Consider the following 23,942-nt stretch of genomic DNA (forward strand, 5'->3'; position numbering starts at 1 on the left):
ATTAGACACTCCCTCTATTATAAAGGCCCGGCCGTTTAGAAGATAGAGGAAAATCGTGACTCAGGATGGAATGTTGCCGCTATCCAATGGCACCCTCCACCGGATAATCGGCTGGATCGAGTTCCGTTTCCTCCCCCATGACGAGTTTGGCGAGCTCCGAGCCCAGGAATGGTCCGGAAGTCAGCCCGGATGCACCTAGTCCGTTCGCTGTAAATACTCCTTCGAATCCTGGTACGGCACCGAATACCGGCAGGAAGCCCGGAGTGAACGGACGGAACCCGACCCTTGTTTCAACAATGGTACAATCGGCGGTATGAGGGGCGGTTTCAATCGCTTTATGAAGGACTTCATGCACCCCTCCCGCTGTCACGCTAAGGTCAAGACCCGCTTCATCTTCGTGGGTCGCCCCTGCCACCACTTTGCCTTCGGGGAACCCAAGGAGATATTGGCTGCCCGGCGGCATGACGACTGGCCAAAAGCCGCTTTCTTCTTCTTTAGCTTTCAAATGGAGGATCTGTGCTTTTTGCGCGGAAACGAGGAAATCAATCCCCGCTTCTGCGAACAACTGCTTAGCCCATACTCCTGCAGTCACGATGATTTTATCAGCTTTTATCGTTTCTTCACCGATCTTCACACCGACAGCCCGGTTTTGTTCTGTTAAAAGAGACGCATTTCCATTAAGAATCGTCACACCCCTCTTTTCTGCAGCACGGACCAATGCATGACGAAGCGCCCTGCCGTCCACTCTCGCAGCACCGCTGACAAAAACAGAGGAGAATTCTTCCGACAACAATGGGAAGCGTTTTTGTGTTTCGAAAGGGTTCAGCTTGATAATATCGCCAATTTCAGGCGCATCCTCCCTGCGTTTCAACGCGCGTTCGATCATCTTGTCAAGCTTTCTCTCGTCTGTGTGAAGACTGAGCGCCCCCACCCGCTTGTAACCTGTTTCCGTCTCGCCCATTTCCTCGAGCTCCCGGATCAGCCATGGATAGTATCCCGCCCCGGAACTTGCAAGCCGGTACCATATTTTATTCCGCCTCTGCGACAGCCACGGGCAGACGATTCCTGCGGCTGCATCCGTAGCCTGTCCCTTTTCATTCCTGTCCACAAGCGTGACCCTTGCTCCTCTTTTACCGAGATGATAGGCTGTGGAAGCGCCAAGGATGCCTGCTCCGATGACAATGATTTTTCCCATTAAAAACACCTTTTCCGATCATATTTTTCATTTGGATTCTGTTAGCTATTGTACAAGAGAAAGAAGCCCGATACAATCACGCGCAGGCGAGGGATGTAATCCTTTCCATGAAGTACATACAAAATTTGTATTTTCGAAATTTATTGACAAGTTGTTTCGTTTCATGATAAAACTTGAATAACCTAATATTGAACAAGCTTTGAAGGAAACTAGTAGTGATCATTTCCCTGTGACAGAGAGCCGGTGGTTGGTGGAAACCGGTACAAAGATGGGTAGCGAATTTCGATTCTGGAGCTTCTTTTGACGAGATCAAAAGACGGCACAGCCGTTATTTTACTAAAGTGATGAGAATATTTTCTCATAACTAGGGTGGTACCGCGATATTCAATCGTCCCTACGATACGTAGGGGCGATTTTTTATGTCTTTATGCGGAACACTACGAAAAGCGGAAGCGCCTTGTTCAGCCCCGACAAGCGTTGGAGGGCCGAACATTGAAGTCGTTCTTTGACTTCAGTGGGCGGACCGAAACGTCTCGAGGGGCTAGGCGCTGGAGCTGGCCAATTCTAAAATGCAAGGTTGATTTCTTATTAATTTAATCAAATCGAACAGAAAGGAGATTGTATATGAGTCAACGTGAACAATGGTCATCAAAACTTGGATTCATCCTTGCCGCTGCAGGGTCGGCAATCGGCCTCGGGGCCATCTGGAAATTCCCTTACACCGCAGGTCAAAATGGAGGCGGAGCTTTTTTCCTGATCTTTATACTTTTTACCTTACTTCTCGGCCTTCCACTACTGCTTGCGGAGTTCTCCATAGGAAGGACTGCCCAGAGCAATGCGGTTGATTCTTACAAAAAAATAGCCCCGGGTACGAAGTGGCACTGGGTAGGGATTCTAGGGATGGTTACATCTTTCATCCTTTTATCTTTCTACAGCGTCATCGGGGGATGGATCGTTGCCTATTTGTTCAAAGCCGTCACTGGAGAGATGAACGGTCTTAGCTCAGAACAGTATGGCGAGCTTTTCGGCGCCACGATTTCTAATCCGGGATTGAGCATATTGGTACAATTCATCTTTATCCTTATGACGATTTTAGTCGTTGCAAAAGGGGTACAGGATGGAATCGAACGGGCAAGCAAAATCATGATGCCGGCACTCTTCGTCCTGTTCATCATTCTCGTGATCCGTGCCGTTACGCTTGATGGAGCGATGGAAGGGATTACGTTCCTTCTCCAGCCCGATTTTTCCAAAGTGACGTCCCAGACGATCCTTGAAGCAATGGGGCAGTCATTCTTTACACTGAGCGTCGGGGTATCGGTGATGGTCACCTACAGTTCTTACCTGCCGAAAGATCAAAGCCTGCCGCGTTCAGCGGGGTCGATTGTTGCGATGAACCTTTTCATCGTCCTGCTTGCCGGCCTGGCCGTCTTCCCGGCTGTATTCGCATTCGGGCTTGAACCGGGTGCTGGACCTGTCCTGTTATTCAACGTACTTCCGACCATCTTTAATCAATTGCCGTTCGGAATGCTTTTCTTTATCGCTTTTCTGGTACTCTTTTTGTTTGCAGCCCTGACATCTGCTTTCTCGATGCTTGAGATCATCGTTTCGGCCATTTCCAAAGGGGAACCTGCACAGAGGAAAAAATGGTCATGGATCGTCGGTTTGGCGATTTTCGTCTTCGGTATTCCTTCTGCCTTATCATACGGTGTACTTGCGGATGTCATCATTTTCGGGAAGACGATTTTCGATCTGGCTGACTTTACAGTGAGCAACGTACTCCTGCCGATCGGTTCCCTGCTCATCGCCATCTTCATCCCGCTTAAGATGAAGAAGACAGCGCTGTATGAAGAACTGAAGCGCGGCAGTTCGTTGAAGAGAGGGTTGTTCGAGACGTGGTATTTCCTGATCCGTTTCGTCGCCCCGATTCTGATCATTGCCGTCATGCTTGATGTACTTGGAATTATATAAAATAAAGAAAAAGCGGACCTCATTGATGAAGGTCCGCTTTTTCACATCCCATATTTCATGATCACGCCGCACGCCAGCCTCTTCCCTGCATCTCCCGAGGGCTGTGACTGGTAATCGTCCGGATTCTGGTGGATGATGACGCCTTTCCCGATGACATCTTCCACTCTGAACCGGTTTGTGAAGAAGGACATCTTACTGTACCCGTCGTTGGAGAACAGGACCGGGAAATCACCTGCATGGTTTCCGTGCGGCTGCTTGTCAGGATTCCAATGTCCGCCTGCAGATTGAAATGGATCTGACTTGTCTCCGATTTCACAGACCCCTTTTTCATGGAGGTGAAAGCCATGGGGCCCTACAGGTTTTTTATCCCCGCTGCCTTGCTGATATTGAGGCAGCCCGTGCACCTCTATGAAAACTTCCACTCCATTCGGTACTTCCCTGAAGAAGACATAACCGTTTATCTTCGGAGCAAGAGGGCCTCCCTGAATCATGGCGTATGCCATTTCGGGAATATTCCTGTAAGGATAATATGAATAGGCAGGATAGCCGTATTGATAATAATTCATTGATACCGCCTCCTTCTCTGTGCTTCATAACCACTTTATGAAAAGATAAGGACGTTCATGACAAATTCATTCAAACGTTTGTTTAAAATTGATTACCCCTTATTCATCAACACTTCCGGGGTTTAATCAAACGTTTGTTTAAAATTCCGCCTTCATAATTTGAGCCTGTCTGTTATTCCAGTAAATGGTTTTATTTTCCTATTACCAATTACACTGGAAAACTCGTCCGAAAAATGTTATATTTTCAGAAACTTCAGATTCTTTACCTCAATGTATACTACCATTTTCGGGAGGGATTGATATGCAAGGTGAAATCAGGTTGATTCCATATTTCATGGAAGAAAAATTGGCTGATACGAATGAGATTCCCAAAGGCATTGATTTAATCCAAGCTCCAACCTTATGGAAAAATGGTTATAAAGGAAAAGGCATTACGGTTGCGGTCCTAGATACGGGTTGTGACGTCGATCACCCTGACCTTAAAGGAAAAGTAAAAGGCGTCAGGAATTTCACGGATGATGATGACGGAGATGAAAACAATGTGACGGATTACAGCGGACATGGTACACATGTTGCCGGAACCATCGCAGCGAACGAAGACGGAAACGGCGTCATCGGGGTTGCGCCGCTTGCAGAACTGCTTGTCATAAAAGTGCTGGCAGGAAGCCGTGGGAGCGGGGACTATGATTGGATCGTAAATGGCATCCAATATGCGATCGATCAAGGTGCTGATATCATCTCCATGTCCCTAGGCGGTCCGACGGATTATAAACCTTTGCATGAAGTGATACAAAAAGCTGTTGCGGCCGGCGTATCAGTCGTTTGCGCAGCTGGAAATGAAGGCGATTCAAACAGTTCGACCGATGAATTCTCCTATCCGGCTTCCTATAATGAAGTCATTGCTGTCGGAGCGATTGATCTGCAGCGGAAATCTTCCTACTTCACCAATTCTAATAACGAAGTGGATCTGGTTGCCCCCGGCGAGAAAATATTATCTACAATTCCGGGTGATAAATATGCCAAGCTAAGCGGAACTTCCATGTCTGCTCCCCATGTTTCCGGTGCTCTTGCCCTCATCAAACAATATGAACAGGCAGCATTTGAGCGTCCGCTGTCTGAACCGGAACTTTATGCACAGCTCATAAAACGGACAGTGCCGCTGAACTTCCCAAAGACACTCGAAGGAAACGGAATGCTTTATTTGACTGCCCCCGACCTCTTAAAGGAACATATACGGAATCAGCCTTTGGCTCAGATTGGATAATGTCCGGAAACAACAAAACAGGACCGCACGCTGCGGCCCTGTTTTTAACTATGAATTATTGAAGTCTGCTTTCAACTTGCTGACAAACTTCATCAGCACTCATCCCGCTTGCTTCAATGACTGAACCTTGAGTGACAGTATTCTGGATGCCCATCACGTTTGAGTCCAATCCAGTCACAACACAGCAGTCACAGCCCTGCGCATCTGATTCCTGCTTAAGTTCAACAACGTCATGTCCTTTTGCACGCAAAGCTTCCACAACATTTGTAAGAGACTCTTCAACACCAATTTTTCTTGCCATCTCAAACTACCTCCATTTTTTATCAAGCTCCGGCGGCACCCCGCCTCCGCTTTCATATTTCTAACATTAGGATTTTCCTTCCGCCAAAAAGATATTCATCAAACTTCCGAAGATTTTGTGGGGTACTATCACCGCTGTTGATTTCCGTACAAGACTTCGCTTTCAGCAGGAGGCTTCGTCTTGTACACCAATCAACAGATGGAGATGACTCATAATTGATTCCCAAATTCATTTTCCCAGAGAAGTAAACGGTCATCATAACTATATTTGTTTTGAAGGAAATTGATTGGTGGTACCTTAACACTAACTTAAAACCCGGAGTGGATTGGAGCGGAAGGCATTTGACTCCTGCGGGAAGAGAGGAAAGGTCGAGACCCCGCAGGAGCGCAGCGACGAGGAGGCTTGACTTCCTCCCCGCGGAAAGCAAATGCCTGAAGCGAAAAGGAACGGTCCAGGATATTACACCAAAATGTTTAGAAACCCTGATTCAAGACAAAATAACAAAGAGTGTTCAAATCCAATTGGATATGTTTACTTGCCGGCTCTCCGGGTAAATACTCTATATAAACAATTAACAAAAGGTGGTAACATAATGGATGCAAAGAAAAAAGAATTAATCGATGGATTAAATGAAGACCTGGCTAACGAATATGCAGCAGTCATTCTATATACGAACTATGCTGCAGTCGTCAGCGGACTTTATCGTCAGATATTGAAGCCTTTCTTCGAAGAGGAAATTCCTGATGAACAAGGTCACGCTTTATACTTAGCAGAAAAAATCAAAACATTAGGCGGAGATCCCACAACGACTCCCGCTCCTGTCAAACAGACAGATGACGTGAAAGAAATGCTTGTGGAAGGCCGCAAAGCGGAAGCTGACACAATTGAACGCTACAAAAAACGCAAAGAGCAGGCTGAGGAGCTTGGCTTGACGGAGCTTGTCATCAAGCTTGAGGATATGATTGCGGATGAAACGCATCACCTTGAAGAATTTGACCGTCTGCTGAAAGATCCTTCTTTCAGTTAAATTATAAAAATAAGGAAAGACCGTATTTTTGACCGGTCTTTCCTTATTTTTTTATGACTTCGAATGGTGTCCACTCTTCAGGCAGGAGGGCTTTATACTTCGGTGTCAGATAACGGTCATCGATCAACCGCAAAACCCCTTTGTCTTTTTCCGAACGAATCAGCCTCCCACCTGACTGGAACACCTTGTTTAACCCTGGATAAACGTACGTATAATCAAATCCGTTCTTTCCGTCTTCCCCGTAAAACTCTTTCATCATATCCTGTTCCAGCCCGGGCTGCGGGAGACCGACACCTACAACAACCACTCCATTCAATCGATCCCCTTTCAAATCGATGCCTTCAGAAAAGATTCCTCCCAGTACACCGAGCCCGATTACTCTCTTCTCTGGTTCTGCCTGAAAGCACTGCAGGAATTCTTCTCTCTCATTTTCACTCATAATCGTTTCCTGAATAAGAAATTCAGCATCAAGTGAAAGCTCCTTTAACTTCTCATATACTTCCCTCATATAGGCATACGAGGAAAAGAATACGAGGAAATTACCTTTGTTATACAGTATACAATCGGCAATGGATTGGACGATTCTCGGCAGTGTGCGCTCCCTGTCCCTGTACCGTGTCGATATCGGATCGATTTCCACTTTCCATTGGTCCTTTTCAAAAGGCGAAGGAATGAGGAATCGGTAATCTTCTTCACTTCCCCCCAGCTGCTGGAAGTAATAAGAAAACGGATGCAGGGTAGCTGAAAAGAAGACGGAGGAGTGATATGGTTTTTTCACATCAGATATCAACCTGGAAGGATCGATGCAGGAGAGCTTCACAGTCAGATCCGTCCCTTGCGAATCAAGGACAAATCGGTGTTCTCCCCCATATATCCTGGATATCCTCACATAGTGAAGGGAATCAAAGTATAACTGCAGAAAACCCTGGGACCACTCTTTGCCTGTCTCTCCCAAACACTTTTCTGCCGTTTCCACAAAAGCTTCTACTTCCTCCAGAAGCTCCTGATCCATATCTTTTTTCCATTCACCTTTTCCTTGCATTTCTTTTCTTAATGAAATGAATTGTTTATTAACAGCCTGGATGCTTTTCTTTAGAGCCCCGTGTTCCTGGTACAGATTTTTCACGTCAAGGAATGAGGACTTGCTCAACACTGCCGAAAACATCTCCCTCCCCCTGTTTACGAGATTATGCGATTCATCTATTAAAAGAACAGAGTTCTTCCTGCTTTCATCGCTTAATCTTTTCAACGATACTTTCGGGTCGAACACATAGTTGTAATCACAGATCACCCCGTCGACTAAATAAGATAGGTCGATTGAAAATTCAAAAGGACATACCTTATGTTTCCTTGCATACCGCTCAATGATCTCGCGCGTCATAATTGTTTCTTGATCAAGTATATCAAGGAGGGCACCATTGATTCGATCATAATAGCCGTTCGCAAATTCACAGTATTCTTTCTGACAGTTGGTTTCTTCCTTGAAACAGATTTTATCTTTGGCCGTTATCGTCACGGAGGTTTGGCGGAGTCCTTTTTCCTCAAGAAGGGAAAGCGCCTCCTCTGCCACCGTCCTGGTAATCGTTTTTGCCGTCAGATAGAACCATTTTTCCGGCCCATCGCCGTTCATCCCTTTGATTGTCGGGAAAAGAGTGGATATCGTCTTCCCGGTGCCGGTTGGTGCATTTGCGTAAAGTGTTTTCTCCTCACCAACCGTTTTATAAACCGCCCCGGCGAGCTGCTTCTGCCCTTTTCTGAAAGAAGGGAAAGGGAAAGAAACCTCAGAGATGCTTTCCCTGAATCTTTTTCTATTCTGCAACATCACTTTCGCGAATGGTGTAAATGCAATGAGCGTATTTCGGACGATATCTTCAAGGTCGATGAAACGATATGTCCTTTCAAGGATTTTCACTTGTTCTGTATCGACTTGAATATAGGTCAGCTGAACGTCGATGGATTCGAGGTTTCTGTCCCTGGCCAGCAAATAGGCATAGCACTCTGCCTGCGCCCAATGGACACGGGAACCCCCGTCAATATCCGAAAGGTCTTTTGCGGAGGATTTTATTTCATCGATCTTAACTTTTTCTCCCTCGTACAAAATCCCGTCACATCGGCCTTCCAGGATAAAAGAAAGCTCATCTGACATGATTTCACCCTTCAGGAATACTTCCTTCTCATCGCCGTCTTTGTACCCTTTCTGCAGAAGCTGATGCAGTCTTGTCCCAATCGTCATTGAAGAACGGGCCTGAAATTTCAAGTCGATGCTTCCTTCTCTATAAACGAACTCCACCAGTTCCCTGACGGACACTTTCACTTTTTCCACCACGCCTCACCACGACCTTCGTTAAATTATTCTTCTAACTTATTGGGACAACTCATATCGTTGATAATAGATACATTTTCGATCGAACGGAGGAAAATAGAATGAAAGTAAGATTCACCTTTTACTGCATCGGACTCCTATGCCTTTCCTTTGGGGTCTCACTCATCATAAAAGGAAACCTGGGAGCAGCTCCATGGGATGCACTGGCCGTAGGGGAGTCTTACTTGTTTCATCTCAGTATCGGGACATGCATCTTTCTGAATGGCTGCCTTCTCATCGTCATCAATGCGCTATTATTAAGGGAAAGAATTGAATGGCCCGCTGCCCTGTCCATATTTCTTATAGGTATGATGGTGGACTTTTGGATTAAAACCGGTCTATCACAAGTTGAGCCTGCAGGCTTTACTCAGCAGCTGTCATTCGTCCTCGCCGGCATATTGATCCTCGGCTTAGGCATTTCCATCTACCTGCAGGCAAAGCTCCCTTCAAGTCCGATGGATACATTCATGATCGCGCTCCACCGCCGCTTCGGCCTCAATCTCCGTAATGCACGCCTGCTGAACGAAGCCATAGCCATCACGCTCGCCATGGTCTTTCACGGAGCAGTCGGCATCGGGACTGTCATCGTTGCCTGTACGCTAGGTTTCATCATTCATTTCTTCTATCCTATCATGGAACATATGTACGGTAAATGGAGTAATTAGTTCGAAAGCATTTCATCCAGGCTCACCAATCAAAAAAAGAGCTATCCTTATCACAAGAATAGTCCCTCTTTTAAGGTAATAAAAAAGAAAATGGTCATTATTTTCTTATTGCCCCATGCGGCAATAGTGCGTGCACCCCTTTAACACCATTAACAGTTTGTGTGATGCGCAGATTGACAACTAAGCTTGCTAAAGCCATCGCTTCCTTTCGTTCCATTTCTAACAGCTCCGTCATTAATGAGAGCATCTCATCTAGAGCAATCATCGTCGCTTCATTCAAGTCTTCATGAAAACCCATCGTAACCCAGCCAGTGGGGGTTTTGGCTCTGGGGAAATCAATTTTCACATCATCGCGAACACTAAGCGTCAAACTTACGTGCTCCATGGGGCATTCTAATGCTGGTGAAGCTACTTCTCCATCACCTTGCACCGCGTGTCCGTCACCAACAGAGAATAAACCACCTGAAACCGAAATGGGCAAATAAAGCGTACTCCCTGCAACTAATTCTTTACAATCAATATTTCCACCACAATATCTAGGTGGAGATGTAGAGTGAATTCCTGATTCATCTGGGGGCATCCCCATAATCCCCATAAATGGCGACAAAGTTACTTGGTGACCTTTATTGCTTTGACCAACCATTTGTTCCGTATCCAACTGCCAGTTAAGGTGGTATTCTTCCCCTTCAGCCAGTCCTAATCTATTATTATTTTCAGAAGGGAAACCTCCCGCAGATGTCCACCCCCAGCTCCCAGGGCGTATATCGTTAATTTGTATCTCCAACGCCATCCCTGGTTCAGCACCATTAATTGAGATAGGACCAATCATAGCATGCCCTTGGTCTATCGGATTTTCTCGGGGTTCGAATCGTTTACGCTGACGATCTTTCCGATGCGGCTCTAATCCCCATGCTGCTTCAAGTGTTGAAATATGAAGTGTTTCGCCGGACTCAATGGTAATAACCGGTTCAAATTCTTTCGAAAATGAGCCATGTAAGGTAGATCGCTCTGGTTTTATAGTATGAATTTTCATTTCAAATCCACTCCTATTTTAGTGATTTATCATAACCTTCCCCTAAACTTTAATTCTACAGGTTTGAGATGATTGTAATCACCTGAAAGGATTTTTTCGATATCTATTATACTGTCCTGCACGGAGACCCGTTCTCCTTTAATACGTGTGAATTCTTCTGCAACATGAAACGGCTGGCTGAGATAGGCTTCAAGTCTTTCTCCGATGGCGTAAAGCTCAAGATCCGCTTCAGGTATCTTATCTTTACCGAGAGAGTTTAATAGAACCCTGATTTCTTTATAACGTCTTAGCAGTTTTTTCGCTTTGCGATTCACTTTACTGTGACGATCCTCCAGTGAGTCCTCTTCCATCAATAAAGATGTGGACTGGACAGGATGGATAGCTGGATAGATGCCCCGGCTCGCCAAGTCGATATCGAAATAACACATCGTATCAAGCGGGCCGTATGGATCGTCTTCATCCACTGCCGTTCCGCTTGGGTCGAACAGGATGGTCGTGATATCAGGATAACCCTCCGCTTCAAACCGTTCCCGCAGCTGATAAAGATCACCGGAAACCACAAATGAGCGGTCTACCTGCAGAATGACCTTCGCCTTCTCATCCCTCAATGAGACCTCAGCAAATGCATCCTCGATGGAATGCACTTTTGCGTCAATAAACCCTTCAAGATCGCTTAACCCTGTGAATTCTTTATCTGGTGCCAACAGGATGGTCTCAAAACCTTTTTCTTTTAAGTTTTGGGTGATTTCTGCCAATACAACGAGCTGCCCCACCTGTGCCCTCGCAACAAAACCGTTGATTCCGCCTTTTACGATTGGAGCAAATAAATCCACTGTTTTTATTCCCGTTTCAATCATACTTAATTTCCCTCCTTGAATAATCAATTCATCCAGAGAACAATTGGCAAGATTGGCCAGCGTGACCAGAGTTCTCACTTCTGCACGGCCGACGGATATTTTGCCGGTGCAAAGATTTGATACTGTCGCGGGTCTAAGACCCACCGCTTTCGCAGCTGTAGTCAAATTCGGCACTCTGCGGCGAAGCAATGAAACATTCAATGATAATTGATCTTGCATTTGAAATCGCCTCCTTACTTTATAGAGTAATATATATTACGCTTTAAAACAATAATAATTTCCCTTTAAAGTAATTTTTTTACTCTCAAAAGAATTTAAGTTCACGTTATTGCCACAAATATCCTTTTTCACTTTTTCCTGTTCACTGCTGACTCCTCTCTCACTGATCCAGAAGTCCCTTTGGAAAATTAAAAGAAAAACCATTCATGTCCCGGCCCCTTCGTTAATAGATATTAAGGAAGAAGAATTCACACGAACTACTACAATAAAGGATGACTGTCTATGAATAATCTTAAATCGAGCCCCTCTCCCTTTATACGGACCAAACCTTTTTACTGGATTTCGCTTATCCTTTTTATCGGGATATTCTTCTGCATCGCTTATTTCCTGCCGGCAGATAAAGGACAAACCTTTCCTTTCTTTCAAAATGAACAGAGAAAGCCGCTTGTGATTGCACATCAAGGCGGAAAGCTGCTTGCACCCGGTAATACAATAGAAGCATTCCGGAACGCTGAAAAGCTTGGGGTAGATGTACTTGAAATGGATATACATATAACCAAGGACGGGCATCTGGTGACCATCCATGACCCAACTGTCGATGCCACCACCGACGGGCAGGGGCTGGTTGCAGACTATACACTGGAAGAACTGCAGCGTCTGGACGCCGGATATACATTTAAGAATGAAGAAAGAGAACATTCATTTCGAGGTAAAGGCGTCTATATCCCGACCCTTGAAGAAGTATTCCAGCGTTTCCCCGAAATGAAAATGAATATTGAAGTTAAAGACGATAATCCTCCTGAAAGAGTGGATGAGATCATCCAAAAGCTGAATGGGCTGATTAAAGAATATAATATGGAAAACAACGTACTAATTGCTTCATTCGACCAAAGCATCGTAGACCGGTTCATTCTTGCATCCGAAGGCAGGATTGCCGTCCAGGCAGGCACACAAGAAGTGAAAAAATTTGTTATTCTGCACAAGCTTTTATTGAGGAATCTCTATAAACCGAAAGTACAAGGGTTTCAGCTGCCGCTGCAAAAAGGAAAAATCGATTTTACAGATCCTGTTCTCATCAACGGAGCTCACCGCTTAAACCTGCGTGTCCATTATTGGACAGTTAATGACCGGCAGACAATGAAACGCCTGATTGACGCCGGCGCTGACGGGATCATAACCGACAGGCCTGACCTGCTTTTGAAACTGCTCGATAACTAAGTAATTGTAATCAAGGAAAAAAGCTTTATTTTCCCTTCGACATTTCACAACAATTTCTGATATTCGTGACAAATCGATTATTATACTTGTACAATAACTTTAAAACCCATTAGTCCTTTGTGCCTATATAAGTATCACCCATAGTCTGTTAGGGTGAAGGTAAGTCAAATCAACGAAAGTAGAATATCTATGACAGTAAATGTGTTTTTAGATGATTACCGACACTGTCCACAAGGTTACGTTCTGGCAAAAGACATCGATGAATGTATAGACCTGCTGAAGAGATTTCCCATCTCTCATCTTTCATTGGATCATGACTTGGAGAGCAAGACGAGAAATGGTCTCATGCTCGTGCATTACATGGTGAAGTATCAATTGTTCGCTGAATCCATCACGATTCACTCGGCAAACTCAGTTGCCGGAAAACAAATGTTCACGTATTTGAAAGAGGCTCAGAATGAAAACTTGATGCCCCGGTCGATTCACGTCAGATTACGGCCGTTACCTCTTAGATAATTTCATATAAAGGAACTGTTCATTCCGGACAGTTCTTTTTTGTTTTATGGTTTTTTTCATTTTTTCACTATTTTCTTTATAATAGTAATAGGATTGATTTTTTGAAAGGGTAGTCTTATATGAATTTTCTTAAACGTTTCAGGTTTGCGGGGGGACGGATTGCGAAGACCGGGATTGCGGTTTTTTTGACGGCCTTTGTCTGCGAACTGTTAAACTGGCCCGCTATGTTTGCTGTCATTACGGCCATTGTGACAATCGAGCCGACAGCAGCAGATTCCATTAAAAAAGCGTTTGTCCGATTTCCCGCATCTGCATTGGGTGCGTTATTTGCGGTGATCATTTCCCCGCTTCTCGGAGATCACGCAATCACGTATGCACTGGTTGCCATCCTGACGATCATAACCTGCCACAAGCTTCGTCTTGATGCCGGGATACTTGTTGCTACTTTGACCGGTATAGCCATGATTCCCACGATTCATGATCATTATGTTGCAACATTCTTTATCAGGCTGGGTACAACCAGTTTGGGACTGATCGTATCCACCCTGGTCAATCTGTGGATCCTTCCGCCTAAATATTCACCGATCATCAGCAGGAATATCCATGACTTATATGTAAAAACGGGGAACTTATTAGAAAGAAGAGTGAACGAAGTTATTAAGGGAAACTCCCTGCACCTGGAAACGAAGATGATCTTCACTGACATCACGCGTGAGATCGATAAAACAAATCTTCTGTGTGAATATGAAAAAGAAGAAATGAAGCTCCACCGTTCCAGCCGGAAAGCCCTGCGGAACCATCATTATCATTTCAAGAAGCTCAACCTGTTAAGGCAGATCCATTTTCATATCGGCAATCTCATCTATCTCCCTGTGCATGATAAGTCTTTTACTCCTCAGGAGAAGGATAAGATTCTCCAGGCTGTTCATTCACTCAAGAATATCCTCCATCATCCTTCTTATGACATGGAGGATGGACATTTCCTCTTGATGAAAGAGTTGCTTCAGGAATTCTGGGAGGATCATGAGGAGCTTCACAACCGAACCATGGAATCGATCAGGCATTATTTTTCCTGCGAGACAATCTTACTATATGAACTGCTGTCCATCCATGATTTATTGGAGGAGCTGAATGAACTGCATGTATTGGAAAAACAGCATGAAAACGTCTTGGAGAAATCACTGCAAGTATAAAAGGATCGCGTGGAACCATTGTTCCTGCGATCCTTTTATAACGGCTATTATTCTTTTAACGCTTTACCAGCGAGCATGGAGATGACCATGTCATCCATCGGCGGGTTATGGAGACCTGCTCTTACGTCCCTGTAGTACCTCTGCATAGGGTTTGATCTGAACAGACTTCTGGCCCCGACGATCCGCATGGCGGTGTCGACAATCCGGAAAGCGCTGTTTGTCACGATATGCTTTACAGAGGCAAGCTCTGCTGCCATCCCGTGCCTCTTATCCGGTTCCTTATCCCACTTATCGGCGACTGAATAAAGAATCTGCCTTGCTTTGAAGAGCTCCAGTTCAATTTCTCCAATTTTCCTTCTGACCTCCGGAACGTCTTTGATCGGACCCGGCAGGCTGTTGGGAGAGTACTCTTTGGCAAAATTGATGGCCTCATTCCTGGCTGCAATCGCGACTCCTATATAACAGGCCGGGATATGCAGCAGCCATGCTTTCGGCAGCTCCTCCCGGGAATCACGTGCATCACTGTCCCGTTCTACCAGGGCATTCCCTGCAACAGTTACATCCTGAAGGACGAGATCATCACTGCCCGTACCTTTCATAGAGATGGTATCCCAGGTCTCTTCAATCGATACCCCTTCCTGAGTATGATCGATAAGGAAGAATCCTTTCTCACCGGATTCACCGATTCGAGCCGACACCAAAGAATAATCCAGCACCCTGGCCATCGAGGTGAATGTTTTGCGTCCGTTCAATATCCATCCATCTTCGGATTGGTCCGCCTTTGTTTCAGGAAGGCCTCCCCTGGTCGGGCTTCCGGTTGCCGGCTCCGTTGCCGCCCGGTTTATAAGCGCCTTGTCTTTGACGACTTTTGCACATAGGCTCTTGAACGTTTCTTCCTTCCAGGGACGGTTTTCAGTGAGTTCCATTAACCCGCCGATATGCCAGCCGATTGACAGCGATGTAGCGGCATCCCCTGTGGCCAGCCTTTCCTGAAGCATCACCATTTCATACAAACTGATCTCTTCCCCGCCATATTCCCTCGGCACGCTCAAGGACGCATAACCTGATTTCTTTATATCAGAGAAATTTTCAAATGGGAAAGCCTCTTCCCTGTCAAACCTTTCAGCACGTGCAGAAAATGTATCAGCCAGCTTTCCTGCCATTTCCAGCAGTTTTCGCTGACGATCGTTTTGAAGATATGATTCATATAAATCCACTAAAAATCCTCCTCTGCCGACATTGACTTACTTCTATGATAATCAATCTATTTTAAGTAAACAAAGATTTTGTCCCATTAAACCAATCTGATTAATTATTATTCGTCGTTTCGTGACACCTGCCAGATTTGAAAGCACACAAAAAACCTGCTGCAATGTTGACGATGCAGCAGGTTTTTTCCTGTGTTATGAAGCGTTCTCTTCTTTATCCACCTTGTATTCCTGTTCCCAATACTCAGCGTTCTTGATACCAAGCTTTGTCGAGTTAAAGACCGGATCAAGCCCCTGCTTCTTCTGTGCTTCGTAATCCTTGAGGGTACGAAGAGCAGGCTTTGCAAGGATCAGGATGGCAATCAGGTTGAGCCATACCATGAGGCCAAGCCCGATATCCCCAAGTGCCCATGCAAGCGCCGCTTCTTTTACGGCTCCGTAGAATGTGACTCCAAGCAAGACAAGCTTGAGAATGAAAATGGCCGGCTTGGCGTTTTTGCCTCTTAATAAATATGCTACATTCGTTTCAGCCATATAGTAATATGCCATAATGGTTGTAAAGGCAAAGAAGAATAGTGCGACCGCAACGAACCCTGCACCGAAGCCGGGAATGACTGATTCAATCGCTGCCTGTGTATAAGCAGGACCTGCCTCAACGCCTTCCAGATTCGTGACAATCGCAGTCCCGTCAGGTTTTTCTACGTTATAGGCACCTGTAAATAAAATCATGAATGCCGTTGCCGAACAAACTAGAAGCGTATCAATGTAAACGGAAGATGCCTGCACCAAACCTTGTTTGGCCGGATGGGATACTTCAGCTGCTGCTGCATGGTGAGGTCCAGTACCCTGACCTGCTTCGTTGGAGTAGACTCCTCGTTTTACGCCCCAGGCAATCGCGCTTCCGATGATTCCTCCGAATGCTGCGTCTGCACCGAATGCACTTTTGAAAATAAGTGAAATGACACCAGGAATCTCTCCAATGTTCATCCCCACAATCACAAGAGCCAGAAGGATATAAGCAACAGCCATGAATGGCACGACGTAGGAAGCTACACCTGCAATACGCTTAACTCCCCCGAAGATGATCACGGCAAGAAGGATGACTAATCCAATTCCTGTCACGGACGTATTAACTCCAAACGCATTATCAAGTCCCTGTGCAATGGAGTTTGATTGGATCCCCGGCATCAATACCCCGATCGCAAGGAGTGTAGCCAGTGAAAATAGTACTGCATACCACTTCACACCGATCCCTTTTTCAATATAATACGCCGGTCCCCCGCGGTATTCCCCATCCTGTTTCACTTTATAGATCTGTGCCAGTGTCGATTCGATGAAGGCGCTGCTCGCCCCGATGAAAGCGATGGCCCACATCCAGAAGACAGCACCCGGTCCGCCGAATGCGATGGCGGTTGCCGTACCTGCAATATTCCCTGTCCCTACACGCCCTGACAAGGATAGTGCCAGAGACTGGAATGAGGATACCCCGGATTTCGAGCTGCTCCCTTTAAACATTTGAACCACCATGTCCTTAATGAGACGCACCTGCAAAAACCTTGTTAAGATAGAAAATAAAAGACCTACACCTAAACAAAAGTAAATCATCACGGGTGACCAAAGAATACCCACCAATTTGCCTACAATTTCTTCCACAGTGTTTCCCCCTTTTCTCCCAAAAATTATCTAACTATTAAGAATTATATTTTATTTGACACAAATTAGACAATCTTTTTTTCTCCGTAAAAAAGCCGTTATACTCCAAAACCCTTTCATAGCAGTACCCGGCCTGTATAAAAAAATTTTTTGGGCACCCTAATGTCAAAAGGAGGTTATATCATGTCGAGAAGAAAACTTTTAGTGCCAGAAGCCCGGCTGGCAATGGATCAGCTGAAAGCAAAGGTTTCAGGTGTAAGCGACCCGAAGGAAGCGAAATTTGAAGCTGCCAGGGAGCAGGGAATCCCTCTGGATAACGGCTACAACGGGAAACTGACTTCCGAACAGGCTGGGAAGATCGGCGGCCGGATGGGCGGGAATATGGTCAAGGAGTTAGTGAGGATGGCTCAGGAAAATTTAAATAAGAAATGAAGGGTGCTTAAGCATGTACAGGTCGAAGCAGCAGTGCTGCCTGCACATATTAATCCACGAAAAAGGACTGAATTCAATTTACGAATTCAGTCCTTTTTCCCTTCCCCATATCCAAATACATGTTTAAGTGAATCAGAATCTTCTTCAGCAGTGTGGCCGATTACCGAAAATCCTCCATCACTTTCCAAAATGACTATATTCACGTCTTGCAGGGATGCGTAACCGGCATTTCGCACCACCTGAAGAACTTCCCTCTTTGTAATGCGTTCCTTTCTGAGAACTCTCTCATGAAACTGATCCTTGTAATAAAGAAGCGCCGGCGATGATTTAAGGAGGGTGCTGAACGTTTCAGAGCGGGAAGACATCCAGGTACCGATAAACTGTAAAGTAATTAACAGTACTATAGCGGCCACACCTTCTATCAAGGGCACTTTCTTATTCAAAAGGATCTGTGACAGGATTGCCCCGATCGAAACGGTTACCACAAGGTCATAGGCATTTAATTTAGACAGCGTCCTTTTTCCCGATAACCTCAACAATGCGACCAGTGAGATATATGCGAGGATCCCGACGACCAGGATACGGTAAATGCCATATAGACTGCCAATAAGCATCTTATGCCTCCTTTATCATTTCTTGCTGGTTAAGATTTTCTTCAGCTCATCCAGGTCTTCATATACTTTTTCAAGCAGGGACCGATTATAAAAGATGGACGCTGGATGAAAGGTCGGAAATATTGAATATTCCTCTTCGCTGAGAGTCCATTCGTTTGTATTCATATCTTTTAGCCTGCGGACCGGCGCCTGGATCAGTCTCCCATGGACTTCCGAGATTTTATAGTTCTTACCAAGCAGCCTCTGCAGGCCGATGTTGCCGAGGGTTACAATCTGCTTCGGCTTTACATGGCGGATTTCATAATCGACAATCGGCGCATGGGCAAGCTGTTCCTTCATATTCGGCGCCCGGTTGTATTTCTTTTCGATGATTTCACCATCCGGGCCCTCTTTGTGTACGATTTTAAAAGGTCTGCTCCTCACTGTAGAAGTAAAATAAATATCATCCCGCGAAACACCCAGGTATTCAAAAAATTCGTTCAGGACCTTCCCCGCCCTGCCGCTGAAAGGAATTCCATTATGAATTTCCGTTTCTCCAGGGGCTTCCCCCACGATCATGATTTCTGGATTCTCAGGACCGCGGCCATAAACAAACCCTTCACAATTGTATGGCTCCATTCTTTTTTTGCATTGTTCAACCAAATCTTTCGGCAGCACTTCCATCATCCTTTTCATCGGCCGCCCCTCCGCATTCGGAACGCTCTGGCGGAAACGGCCGCATCTCTGTTAGTTTCTTTATACCCAACCGGCCTCCAGCTTTACACATCCATATGTTTATTTCTTCTTTTGTTAAGGAATAGTATGGATATACCAGAACAAGGAGATGGCATTGATGAATCAAACTGAGCTTAAACAGCAGATAATGAAAGTCCTTGAGGAAAGCAAGGTGGGGACGCTGGCAACGGTAAAAGGCAGGAAACCCCATTCACGCTATATGACTTTTTTCAATGATGATCTGACTCTTTATACACCAACAAGCAAAGAAACACATAAAACGGAAGAAATTGAGGAGAACCCGAATGTCCATATCCTCCTCGGGTATGAAGGCGAAGGATACGGGGATACTTTTGTTGAAATCCAGGGAAAGGCATCGATCGAAGAGTCACGGGAATATAAGGAGAAGCTTTGGAATGAGCATATGGAAAAGTGGTTCGACGGCAAGGATGATCCCAATTATATCGTGTTGAAAATCACTCCTGATACCATCCGATTGATGAATGATGATGAAGGGTCGCCGCACACACTTGAATTATAATGTTGACAAGTAATCAAATGCATGATATATTTAATCATTGTTAACTTGTGACATAATTAAAACGACTAGAGCAGATAATCTGTAATTCTATTCTGTTTTGATATGTACTTATTCACACTGGATCGGCTTCGGAGCCGTAAGGATGTAAGAGAGGTAGGGCTTACGTCGTTTAGGTTCATCAAACGACTCAAGGAATTGCCCGCGGCTGTTTATTATCTGAATACGTTTAAAGGAAATAAATATATTACTTGTGATGTTGCAAGTTACAGAACATGCCTTTCCGATTAAGGCATGATGGAGGGAGCACTGACAGGAAGTTCAGTCCCTCACCAATTTTAAAAGCCCTCAGGAAGCGCCGACGCTTACTGGGGGCTTTGTCCATTTATGAAGAGGCCCGTTCAAAACGAAGGATACAATTTAGTGTATAGGCTCTTATCACCGCTAATGATTTCCGTGCAAGACTTCGCTTTCCGCGGGTAGCCCGTGAGCCTCCTCGGCAAGCCTGCGGGGTCTCACATAAGCTACTCTTCCCGCAGGAGTCTTCGTCTTGCACTCCAATCAACCGCTGGAACAACTAAAAAATATAGTCCATTTGTAAAAGACTATAAAAACCCGCACTTTTCTCCATTCAGAGATGCAGATTAGTGCGGGTTTTTATTTGGCCAAGATATTTTTGTACCAACCTCTTTCATAATTTATAACTTAATTTGAGAATTGGCCAGTTCATAGCCTCTCGAGAAGTTTTTTCTCCTTCACTGAAGTCGAAGAGCATCTTCACCTGTTGACTAAAGAGCGTTCTCTTGACTAATAAGATCCTTCATTTTTTTATTAACTCGTCTCTTTCAACTGACTGTGATAGAGGCCGTGGTAAAAGCCTTTTTGCGCCAGCAGCTCTTCATGGGTTCCTTTTTCGATGATCCGCCCCTGGTCGAGGACGAGTATCTGGTCGGCCTGGCGGATCGTGTTCAGCCTGTGGGCGACCACGACTGATGTACGGTCCTTCATCAGGTTTTTCAGCGCATCCTGGATCTTCAGCTCCGTAATGGTATCGATGCTTGAGGTGGCTTCATCAAGTATGAGGATCGATGGATCTGACAGGATTGCCCGTGCAATCGACAACAGCTGCTTCTGTCCCTGGCTTATGCCGCTTCCGTCGTTCCTGAGAACCGTGTTATATCCTTTCGGCATCTTCTCGATGAAGGAATGCGCATTTGCCAATTTCGCAGCCTCCACCACTTCCGCGTCAGATGCGAGAAGCCTTCCGTAGCGGATGTTTTCCATGATCGTCCCCTGAAAGAGGAAGCTGTCCTGAAGCACAAACCCAAGCTGCCTTCGAAGACTTTTACGGGTGAGCGTCTCGATATCCCGGCCGTCAATCAGGATCCTGCCTTGATTATGATCATAAAATCGGGATAACAAGTTTGTGATCGTCGTCTTCCCGGCGCCGGTCGGTCCGACAAGGGCCACCGTTTCACCCGGGTTGATGGAAAACGTAACATCCTGAAGGGTCGAATCATCCTGTCCATAAGAAAAATGAACGTGATGGAACTCAATTTTCCCATGGAGTGAATGTATTTCTTCCGCATTCTCTTCATCCCTTGCTTCTTCTTCATCAATGATTTGAAAAACACGCTCAGCTCCTGCAATGGCTGATAACAATGTGTTGTATTGATTGGCGAGTTCATTGAGCGGACGGGTGAACTGCCTTGCATATTCAGCAAAAATCACAATCACACCGATCGTGACCATGCCATTCAGCGCAAAGATCCCCCCGACGCCGGCTATGACGGCAAAGCTCAGGTTGTTCAGCATATTCATCAATTTCGGGATGAAACCTGAATATGTATCTGCCCAATATGCTGCCGTCCGGAGTTTTTTGTTTTTCCCTTGGAATTCATCAATCGCGGTCTCTTCCCTCGAAAACGTCTTAATGATGCTGTGTCCCGAAATCGTTTCTTCGATATACCCATTCAGCTCACCGATATTGTGCTGGTATTGCCTGAACAGCGGCCCTGTCCTCTTCGTGATCCATTTCATCCCGAGTACCATGAGAGGGACGATCGTGAGCGTGATCAGCGTCAAGAGGGGACTCAACCACAGCATGACTACTGCGGTTCCTGCCAGTGTCAGCACACTGGAAATGATCTGGATGAAGGAACTATTCAATGTATTACTGACATTATCAATATCATTCGTGACCCTGCTCATGAGCTCCCCGTGCTTTCTTTTATCAAAAAAAGGGATTGACAGCAGATGCAGCCGGTGGAACAAATCCTTCCTCAATCGGTAGACAGTGTCCTGGGCCACACCGATCATCCAGTAGTTCTGGAACCAGACAGATGCCGAGTGAAGGATATAGACGATCACCAGGCCTGCAAGAAGGGTGATGATCCCAGAGGCATCTTTCGTGACGATGAAATCATCGATGGCCCTGCCCACTAAAAACGGACCCAGAAGGGAGGCTGCAGAACTGATGATGACCATCAGGATGACGAGATAAAGGAGGCCTTTCATCTTTGACAGATAAACCCATAATCTTCGCAGTGTCCCTTTCGTATCCCTTGCTTTGTCATCCTTGCCGAGCTTTTTTCTCATATGCCTGGACATGGTGCACCTCCCCGAACTGAGATTGATAAATCCGTTGATAGAGTTCCGATTCTTTCAGAAGGGTTTCATGGGATCCGTTCCCGATGACCACTCCGTCTTCAAGAAGAAGGATGGAATCCGACTCCATCGCCGTGCTGATTTTCTGTGTGATGATGATCGTGGTGCAATCATATTTCTTGATCGCTTCCAGCAGTTTCGCTTCCGTCTTCAAATCGAGTGCACTCGTACTGTCATCCAGCAGGAGGATTTTCGGTCTTCTGATCAGCGCCCTCGCAATCGACAGCCTCTGCTTCTGACCTCCCGAAAGATTCACTCCCTTCTGCCCCAGTTCCGTTTCATACCCATCCTTCAGATTCACTATCGTATCATGGATCTGTGCATCCTTGGCAGCCTCGATCATTTCTTCATCAGAAGCATGCTCTTTTCCCCATAAAAGATTTTCCCTCACCGAACCGGAAAAGAGGACCGCTTCCTGAGGAACATACCCGATGCTTTTTCTCAGATTTTCCAACGTAAACGATCGCAGCGGATGGCCGTCTACCTTAATTTCACCTTCCGTCGTGTCATACATTCTCGGGAGCAGCTGAAACAGAGTCGACTTTCCTGAACCGGTCGCCCCCAGCACGGATACGGCCGCCCCTGCTGCGGCATGAAATGAGACATCCTGGAGGACAAGCCCCCTCGTTTCAGGATATTGAAAGGAAACTCCATCGAACACAACATCCCCGCGGGTGACTTTATTTTCAATTCTCGCTTCTTGTCCGTCCCTTAAATCAACTTCTGTATTCAGCACTTCTTCCACCCGGTCCGCAGAAGCACGTGCCCGCGAGAAACTCGTGATGATAAATGAAAAGATGGAAAATACGGAAGAAATCCTCGTCGCATATGTAACGATCGCCACGACCTCGCCCACCTGCGCGCTGCCGGTATTCACCGCCGTCCCCCCCGACCAGAGGATGACCAGGATGGCGCCGTTCATCACCAGCATCAACAAGGGCATGATGATTTCCATGAACCTTAGGGCGCTCACAGTCCTGTCTTTTAAATCTTCATTGGCGCCGTGGAATCGTTTTTCCTCATGCTCTCCCCTTGTATAGGCTTTGATGAGCCTGATGCCGGACAAATTTTCCTTCATCACTTCATTTACCCGGTCAAGCCGCTTTTGTACCTTTTCAAATAAACTCCACCCTCTCTTAAGGACCCACAATAAGAACAGCCACAGGACAGGGATCACGATGAGCAGAATGACGGCCAGCTTCACGTTTACAATCAAAGCCATGATGGTTGATCCGACGACAAGCAGCGGTGCCCTGAGCATGATTCGTAAACTCATAAAAATCGTGTTCTGGAGCTGCCTCACATCATTTGTCAGCCGCGTGATGAGCGATGATGCAGGCAGCCGGTTGAAACTCGCAAACGAAAACGATTGTATTTTCTTATATAAACTTTCACGCACATCATATCCGAAGCCCTGGCTCGTATGGGCAGCAAAGAAGGAATTCGTCACTCCGGAGAGAAATGAAAGAAATGACATTCCGACCATGATCCCGCCCCATAAGAGCACCACATCCATATCCTCCTTCAAGATTCCCTGATCAATGATCTTCGCCATGAATAATGGATTCAAAAGCTCAACAGCGAGCTCTACAAGCATCAATGTCCAAGCAATCCCCATCGCCCACCGATAGGGCTTCAAAAAACCGATTATCCTCAATTTCACACACCCCTTGCGCTCTCGTTCTTATCATATGTATATATGTACCATGATATCGCTTTTTAATGTTGGTGG

The 23,942-nt window shown here is 45.8% G+C and carries 22 protein-coding genes and 1 other annotated feature; of the genes, 9 read left to right on the forward strand and 13 right to left on the reverse strand.

Features of this window, described 5'->3' with window-relative positions; all coding sequences use genetic code 11:
- Positions 1–79 precede the first annotated feature (79 nt).
- A complete protein-coding gene (locus AS034_RS14680) occupies positions 80–1,195 on the reverse strand; it encodes an NAD(P)/FAD-dependent oxidoreductase (RefSeq protein WP_058299062.1) in 1,116 nt (371 codons plus the stop codon).
- Positions 1,196–1,385: 190 nt separating this feature from the next.
- Positions 1,386–1,594 (forward strand) — a binding site (T-box leader).
- A 225-nt stretch (positions 1,595–1,819) separates the two neighbouring features.
- Here AS034_RS14680 and AS034_RS14685 point away from each other — a divergent pair.
- Positions 1,820–3,163 carry a sodium-dependent transporter gene (locus tag AS034_RS14685; RefSeq protein ID WP_032085517.1) on the forward strand — a complete coding sequence of 448 codons (1,344 nt, stop codon included), beginning with the start codon at positions 1,820–1,822 and terminating at the stop codon, positions 3,161–3,163.
- A gap of 41 nt (positions 3,164–3,204) precedes the next feature.
- Here AS034_RS14685 and AS034_RS14690 read toward each other — a convergent pair whose 3' ends face one another.
- The gene (locus AS034_RS14690) at positions 3,205–3,729 is read right to left on the reverse strand and encodes a superoxide dismutase family protein (protein ID WP_058299063.1); all 525 of its coding nucleotides are present in this window, start codon (positions 3,727–3,729) and stop codon (positions 3,205–3,207) included.
- 301 nt (positions 3,730–4,030) lie between these two features.
- Here AS034_RS14690 and AS034_RS14695 point away from each other — a divergent pair, with 301 nt between their 5' ends.
- Entirely contained in the window at positions 4,031–4,993 is a 963-nt protein-coding gene (locus AS034_RS14695) for a S8 family peptidase (protein ID WP_058299064.1), read from the forward strand.
- Positions 4,994–5,048: 55 nt separating this feature from the next.
- Here AS034_RS14695 and AS034_RS14700 read toward each other — a convergent pair whose 3' ends face one another.
- Positions 5,049–5,294 carry a YkuS family protein gene (locus AS034_RS14700; protein ID WP_058299065.1) on the reverse strand — a complete coding sequence of 82 codons (246 nt, stop codon included), beginning with the start codon at positions 5,292–5,294 and terminating at the stop codon, positions 5,049–5,051.
- Positions 5,295–5,886: 592 nt separating this feature from the next.
- Between AS034_RS14700 and AS034_RS14705 the strand changes: the two genes are divergently transcribed.
- Positions 5,887–6,321 (forward strand): ferritin-like domain-containing protein, encoded by a 435-nt coding sequence (locus AS034_RS14705; RefSeq protein ID WP_032085513.1) that lies wholly within the window; start codon positions 5,887–5,889, stop codon positions 6,319–6,321.
- Positions 6,322–6,364: 43 nt separating this feature from the next.
- Here AS034_RS14705 and AS034_RS14710 read toward each other — a convergent pair whose 3' ends face one another.
- On the reverse strand, positions 6,365–8,644 hold the full coding sequence (locus AS034_RS14710) for an ATP-dependent DNA helicase (RefSeq protein ID WP_336433373.1): 2,280 nt from the start codon (positions 8,642–8,644) through the stop codon (positions 6,365–6,367).
- A 101-nt stretch (positions 8,645–8,745) separates the two neighbouring features.
- On the opposite strand from AS034_RS14710, the gene AS034_RS14715 reads away from it, so the two are divergent.
- On the forward strand, positions 8,746–9,348 hold the full coding sequence (locus AS034_RS14715; RefSeq protein ID WP_058299067.1) for a YczE/YyaS/YitT family protein: 603 nt from the start codon (positions 8,746–8,748) through the stop codon (positions 9,346–9,348).
- 97 nt (positions 9,349–9,445) lie between these two features.
- On the opposite strand, the gene AS034_RS14720 is transcribed toward AS034_RS14715, so the two are convergent.
- Together AS034_RS14720 and AS034_RS14725 are read right to left on the reverse strand one after the other, a co-directional pair.
- Positions 9,446–10,381: an acetamidase/formamidase family protein gene (locus AS034_RS14720; RefSeq protein WP_058299068.1), complete on the reverse strand. Its 936-nt coding sequence runs from the start codon at positions 10,379–10,381 to the stop codon at positions 9,446–9,448.
- Between the two features lie 29 nt (positions 10,382–10,410).
- Complete coding sequence (locus AS034_RS14725; protein ID WP_058299069.1) at positions 10,411–11,457, reverse strand: P-loop NTPase family protein; 1,047 nt, start codon at positions 11,455–11,457, stop codon at positions 10,411–10,413.
- 282 nt (positions 11,458–11,739) lie between these two features.
- Between AS034_RS14725 and AS034_RS14730 the strand changes: the two genes are divergently transcribed.
- The 3 genes from AS034_RS14730 (at position 11,740) to AS034_RS14740 (ending at position 14,384) form a co-directional block, all read left to right on the forward strand.
- Positions 11,740–12,675: a glycerophosphodiester phosphodiesterase family protein gene (locus AS034_RS14730; protein WP_058299070.1), complete on the forward strand. Its 936-nt coding sequence runs from the start codon at positions 11,740–11,742 to the stop codon at positions 12,673–12,675.
- A gap of 189 nt (positions 12,676–12,864) precedes the next feature.
- Positions 12,865–13,191 carry a cyclic-phosphate processing receiver domain-containing protein gene (locus AS034_RS14735; RefSeq protein WP_032085509.1) on the forward strand — a complete coding sequence of 109 codons (327 nt, stop codon included), beginning with the start codon at positions 12,865–12,867 and terminating at the stop codon, positions 13,189–13,191.
- Positions 13,192–13,310: 119 nt separating this feature from the next.
- Positions 13,311–14,384 (forward strand): aromatic acid exporter family protein, encoded by a 1,074-nt coding sequence (locus AS034_RS14740; protein WP_058299071.1) that lies wholly within the window; start codon positions 13,311–13,313, stop codon positions 14,382–14,384.
- 47 nt (positions 14,385–14,431) lie between these two features.
- On the opposite strand, the gene AS034_RS14745 is transcribed toward AS034_RS14740, so the two are convergent.
- Both AS034_RS14745 and AS034_RS14750 read right to left on the reverse strand, forming a co-directional pair.
- On the reverse strand, positions 14,432–15,601 hold the full coding sequence (locus AS034_RS14745) for an acyl-CoA dehydrogenase family protein (RefSeq protein ID WP_074440028.1): 1,170 nt from the start codon (positions 15,599–15,601) through the stop codon (positions 14,432–14,434).
- 186 nt (positions 15,602–15,787) lie between these two features.
- On the reverse strand, positions 15,788–17,197 hold the full coding sequence (locus tag AS034_RS14750; RefSeq protein WP_419184988.1) for an alanine/glycine:cation symporter family protein: 1,410 nt from the start codon (positions 17,195–17,197) through the stop codon (positions 15,788–15,790).
- A 231-nt stretch (positions 17,198–17,428) separates the two neighbouring features.
- Between AS034_RS14750 and AS034_RS14755 the strand changes: the two genes are divergently transcribed.
- Entirely contained in the window at positions 17,429–17,677 is a 249-nt protein-coding gene (locus AS034_RS14755; protein ID WP_032085505.1) for an alpha/beta-type small acid-soluble spore protein, read from the forward strand.
- Positions 17,678–17,763: 86 nt separating this feature from the next.
- Here AS034_RS14755 and AS034_RS14760 read toward each other — a convergent pair whose 3' ends face one another.
- Positions 17,764–18,291 (reverse strand): DUF421 domain-containing protein, encoded by a 528-nt coding sequence (locus tag AS034_RS14760; RefSeq protein ID WP_032085504.1) that lies wholly within the window; start codon positions 18,289–18,291, stop codon positions 17,764–17,766.
- Positions 18,292–18,306: 15 nt separating this feature from the next.
- A complete protein-coding gene (locus AS034_RS14765; protein WP_058299157.1) occupies positions 18,307–18,957 on the reverse strand; it encodes a uracil-DNA glycosylase in 651 nt (216 codons plus the stop codon).
- 166 nt (positions 18,958–19,123) lie between these two features.
- On the opposite strand from AS034_RS14765, the gene AS034_RS14770 reads away from it, so the two are divergent.
- The gene (locus tag AS034_RS14770) at positions 19,124–19,546 is read left to right on the forward strand and encodes a pyridoxamine 5'-phosphate oxidase family protein (RefSeq protein ID WP_058299073.1); all 423 of its coding nucleotides are present in this window, start codon (positions 19,124–19,126) and stop codon (positions 19,544–19,546) included.
- A gap of 382 nt (positions 19,547–19,928) precedes the next feature.
- On the opposite strand, the gene AS034_RS23185 is transcribed toward AS034_RS14770, so the two are convergent.
- The 3 genes from AS034_RS23185 to AS034_RS14780 all read right to left on the reverse strand — a co-directional run bounded on the left by AS034_RS23185 (position 19,929) and on the right by AS034_RS14780 (position 23,828).
- Positions 19,929–20,108, reverse strand: coding sequence for a hypothetical protein (locus AS034_RS23185; protein ID WP_074440029.1), 180 nt, complete (start codon positions 20,106–20,108; stop codon positions 19,929–19,931).
- Positions 20,109–20,374: 266 nt separating this feature from the next.
- On the reverse strand, positions 20,375–22,153 hold the full coding sequence (locus tag AS034_RS14775; protein ID WP_074440030.1) for an ABC transporter ATP-binding protein: 1,779 nt from the start codon (positions 22,151–22,153) through the stop codon (positions 20,375–20,377).
- Positions 22,116–23,828, reverse strand: a complete 1,713-nt coding sequence (locus tag AS034_RS14780; protein ID WP_058299159.1) for an ABC transporter ATP-binding protein — start codon at positions 23,826–23,828, stop codon at positions 22,116–22,118. Before AS034_RS14780 ends, AS034_RS14775 begins: the two co-directional genes overlap by 38 nt.
- Positions 23,829–23,942: the final 114 nt, after the last annotated feature.

This window comes from [Bacillus] enclensis, assembly GCF_001456935.1.
GTDB lineage: Bacteria > Bacillota > Bacilli > Bacillales > Bacillaceae_B > Rossellomorea > Rossellomorea enclensis.

Coding starts and splice junctions, on each gene's coding strand:
- AS034_RS14775 (WP_074440030.1), bottom strand. CDS start 22,153: ATGTCCAGGCATATGAGAAAAAAGCTCGGCAAGGATGACAAAGCAAGG.
- AS034_RS14705 (WP_032085513.1), top strand. CDS start 5,887: ATGGATGCAAAGAAAAAAGAATTAATCGATGGATTAAATGAAGACCTG.
- AS034_RS14680 (WP_058299062.1), bottom strand. CDS start 1,195: ATGGGAAAAATCATTGTCATCGGAGCAGGCATCCTTGGCGCTTCCACA.
- AS034_RS14780 (WP_058299159.1), bottom strand. CDS start 23,828: ATGGGGATTGCTTGGACATTGATGCTTGTAGAGCTCGCTGTTGAGCTT.
- AS034_RS14760 (WP_032085504.1), bottom strand. CDS start 18,291: ATGCTTATTGGCAGTCTATATGGCATTTACCGTATCCTGGTCGTCGGG.
- AS034_RS14715 (WP_058299067.1), top strand. CDS start 8,746: ATGAAAGTAAGATTCACCTTTTACTGCATCGGACTCCTATGCCTTTCC.
- AS034_RS14730 (WP_058299070.1), top strand. CDS start 11,740: ATGAATAATCTTAAATCGAGCCCCTCTCCCTTTATACGGACCAAACCT.
- AS034_RS14695 (WP_058299064.1), top strand. CDS start 4,031: ATGCAAGGTGAAATCAGGTTGATTCCATATTTCATGGAAGAAAAATTG.
- AS034_RS14770 (WP_058299073.1), top strand. CDS start 19,124: ATGAATCAAACTGAGCTTAAACAGCAGATAATGAAAGTCCTTGAGGAA.
- AS034_RS14720 (WP_058299068.1), bottom strand. CDS start 10,381: ATGAAAATTCATACTATAAAACCAGAGCGATCTACCTTACATGGCTCA.
- AS034_RS14725 (WP_058299069.1), bottom strand. CDS start 11,457: ATGCAAGATCAATTATCATTGAATGTTTCATTGCTTCGCCGCAGAGTG.
- AS034_RS14685 (WP_032085517.1), top strand. CDS start 1,820: ATGAGTCAACGTGAACAATGGTCATCAAAACTTGGATTCATCCTTGCC.
- AS034_RS14690 (WP_058299063.1), bottom strand. CDS start 3,729: ATGAATTATTATCAATACGGCTATCCTGCCTATTCATATTATCCTTAC.
- AS034_RS14700 (WP_058299065.1), bottom strand. CDS start 5,294: ATGGCAAGAAAAATTGGTGTTGAAGAGTCTCTTACAAATGTTGTGGAA.
- AS034_RS14740 (WP_058299071.1), top strand. CDS start 13,311: ATGAATTTTCTTAAACGTTTCAGGTTTGCGGGGGGACGGATTGCGAAG.
- AS034_RS14735 (WP_032085509.1), top strand. CDS start 12,865: ATGACAGTAAATGTGTTTTTAGATGATTACCGACACTGTCCACAAGGT.
- AS034_RS14750 (WP_419184988.1), bottom strand. CDS start 17,197: ATGATTTACTTTTGTTTAGGTGTAGGTCTTTTATTTTCTATCTTAACA.
- AS034_RS14765 (WP_058299157.1), bottom strand. CDS start 18,957: ATGATGGAAGTGCTGCCGAAAGATTTGGTTGAACAATGCAAAAAAAGA.
- AS034_RS14755 (WP_032085505.1), top strand. CDS start 17,429: ATGTCGAGAAGAAAACTTTTAGTGCCAGAAGCCCGGCTGGCAATGGAT.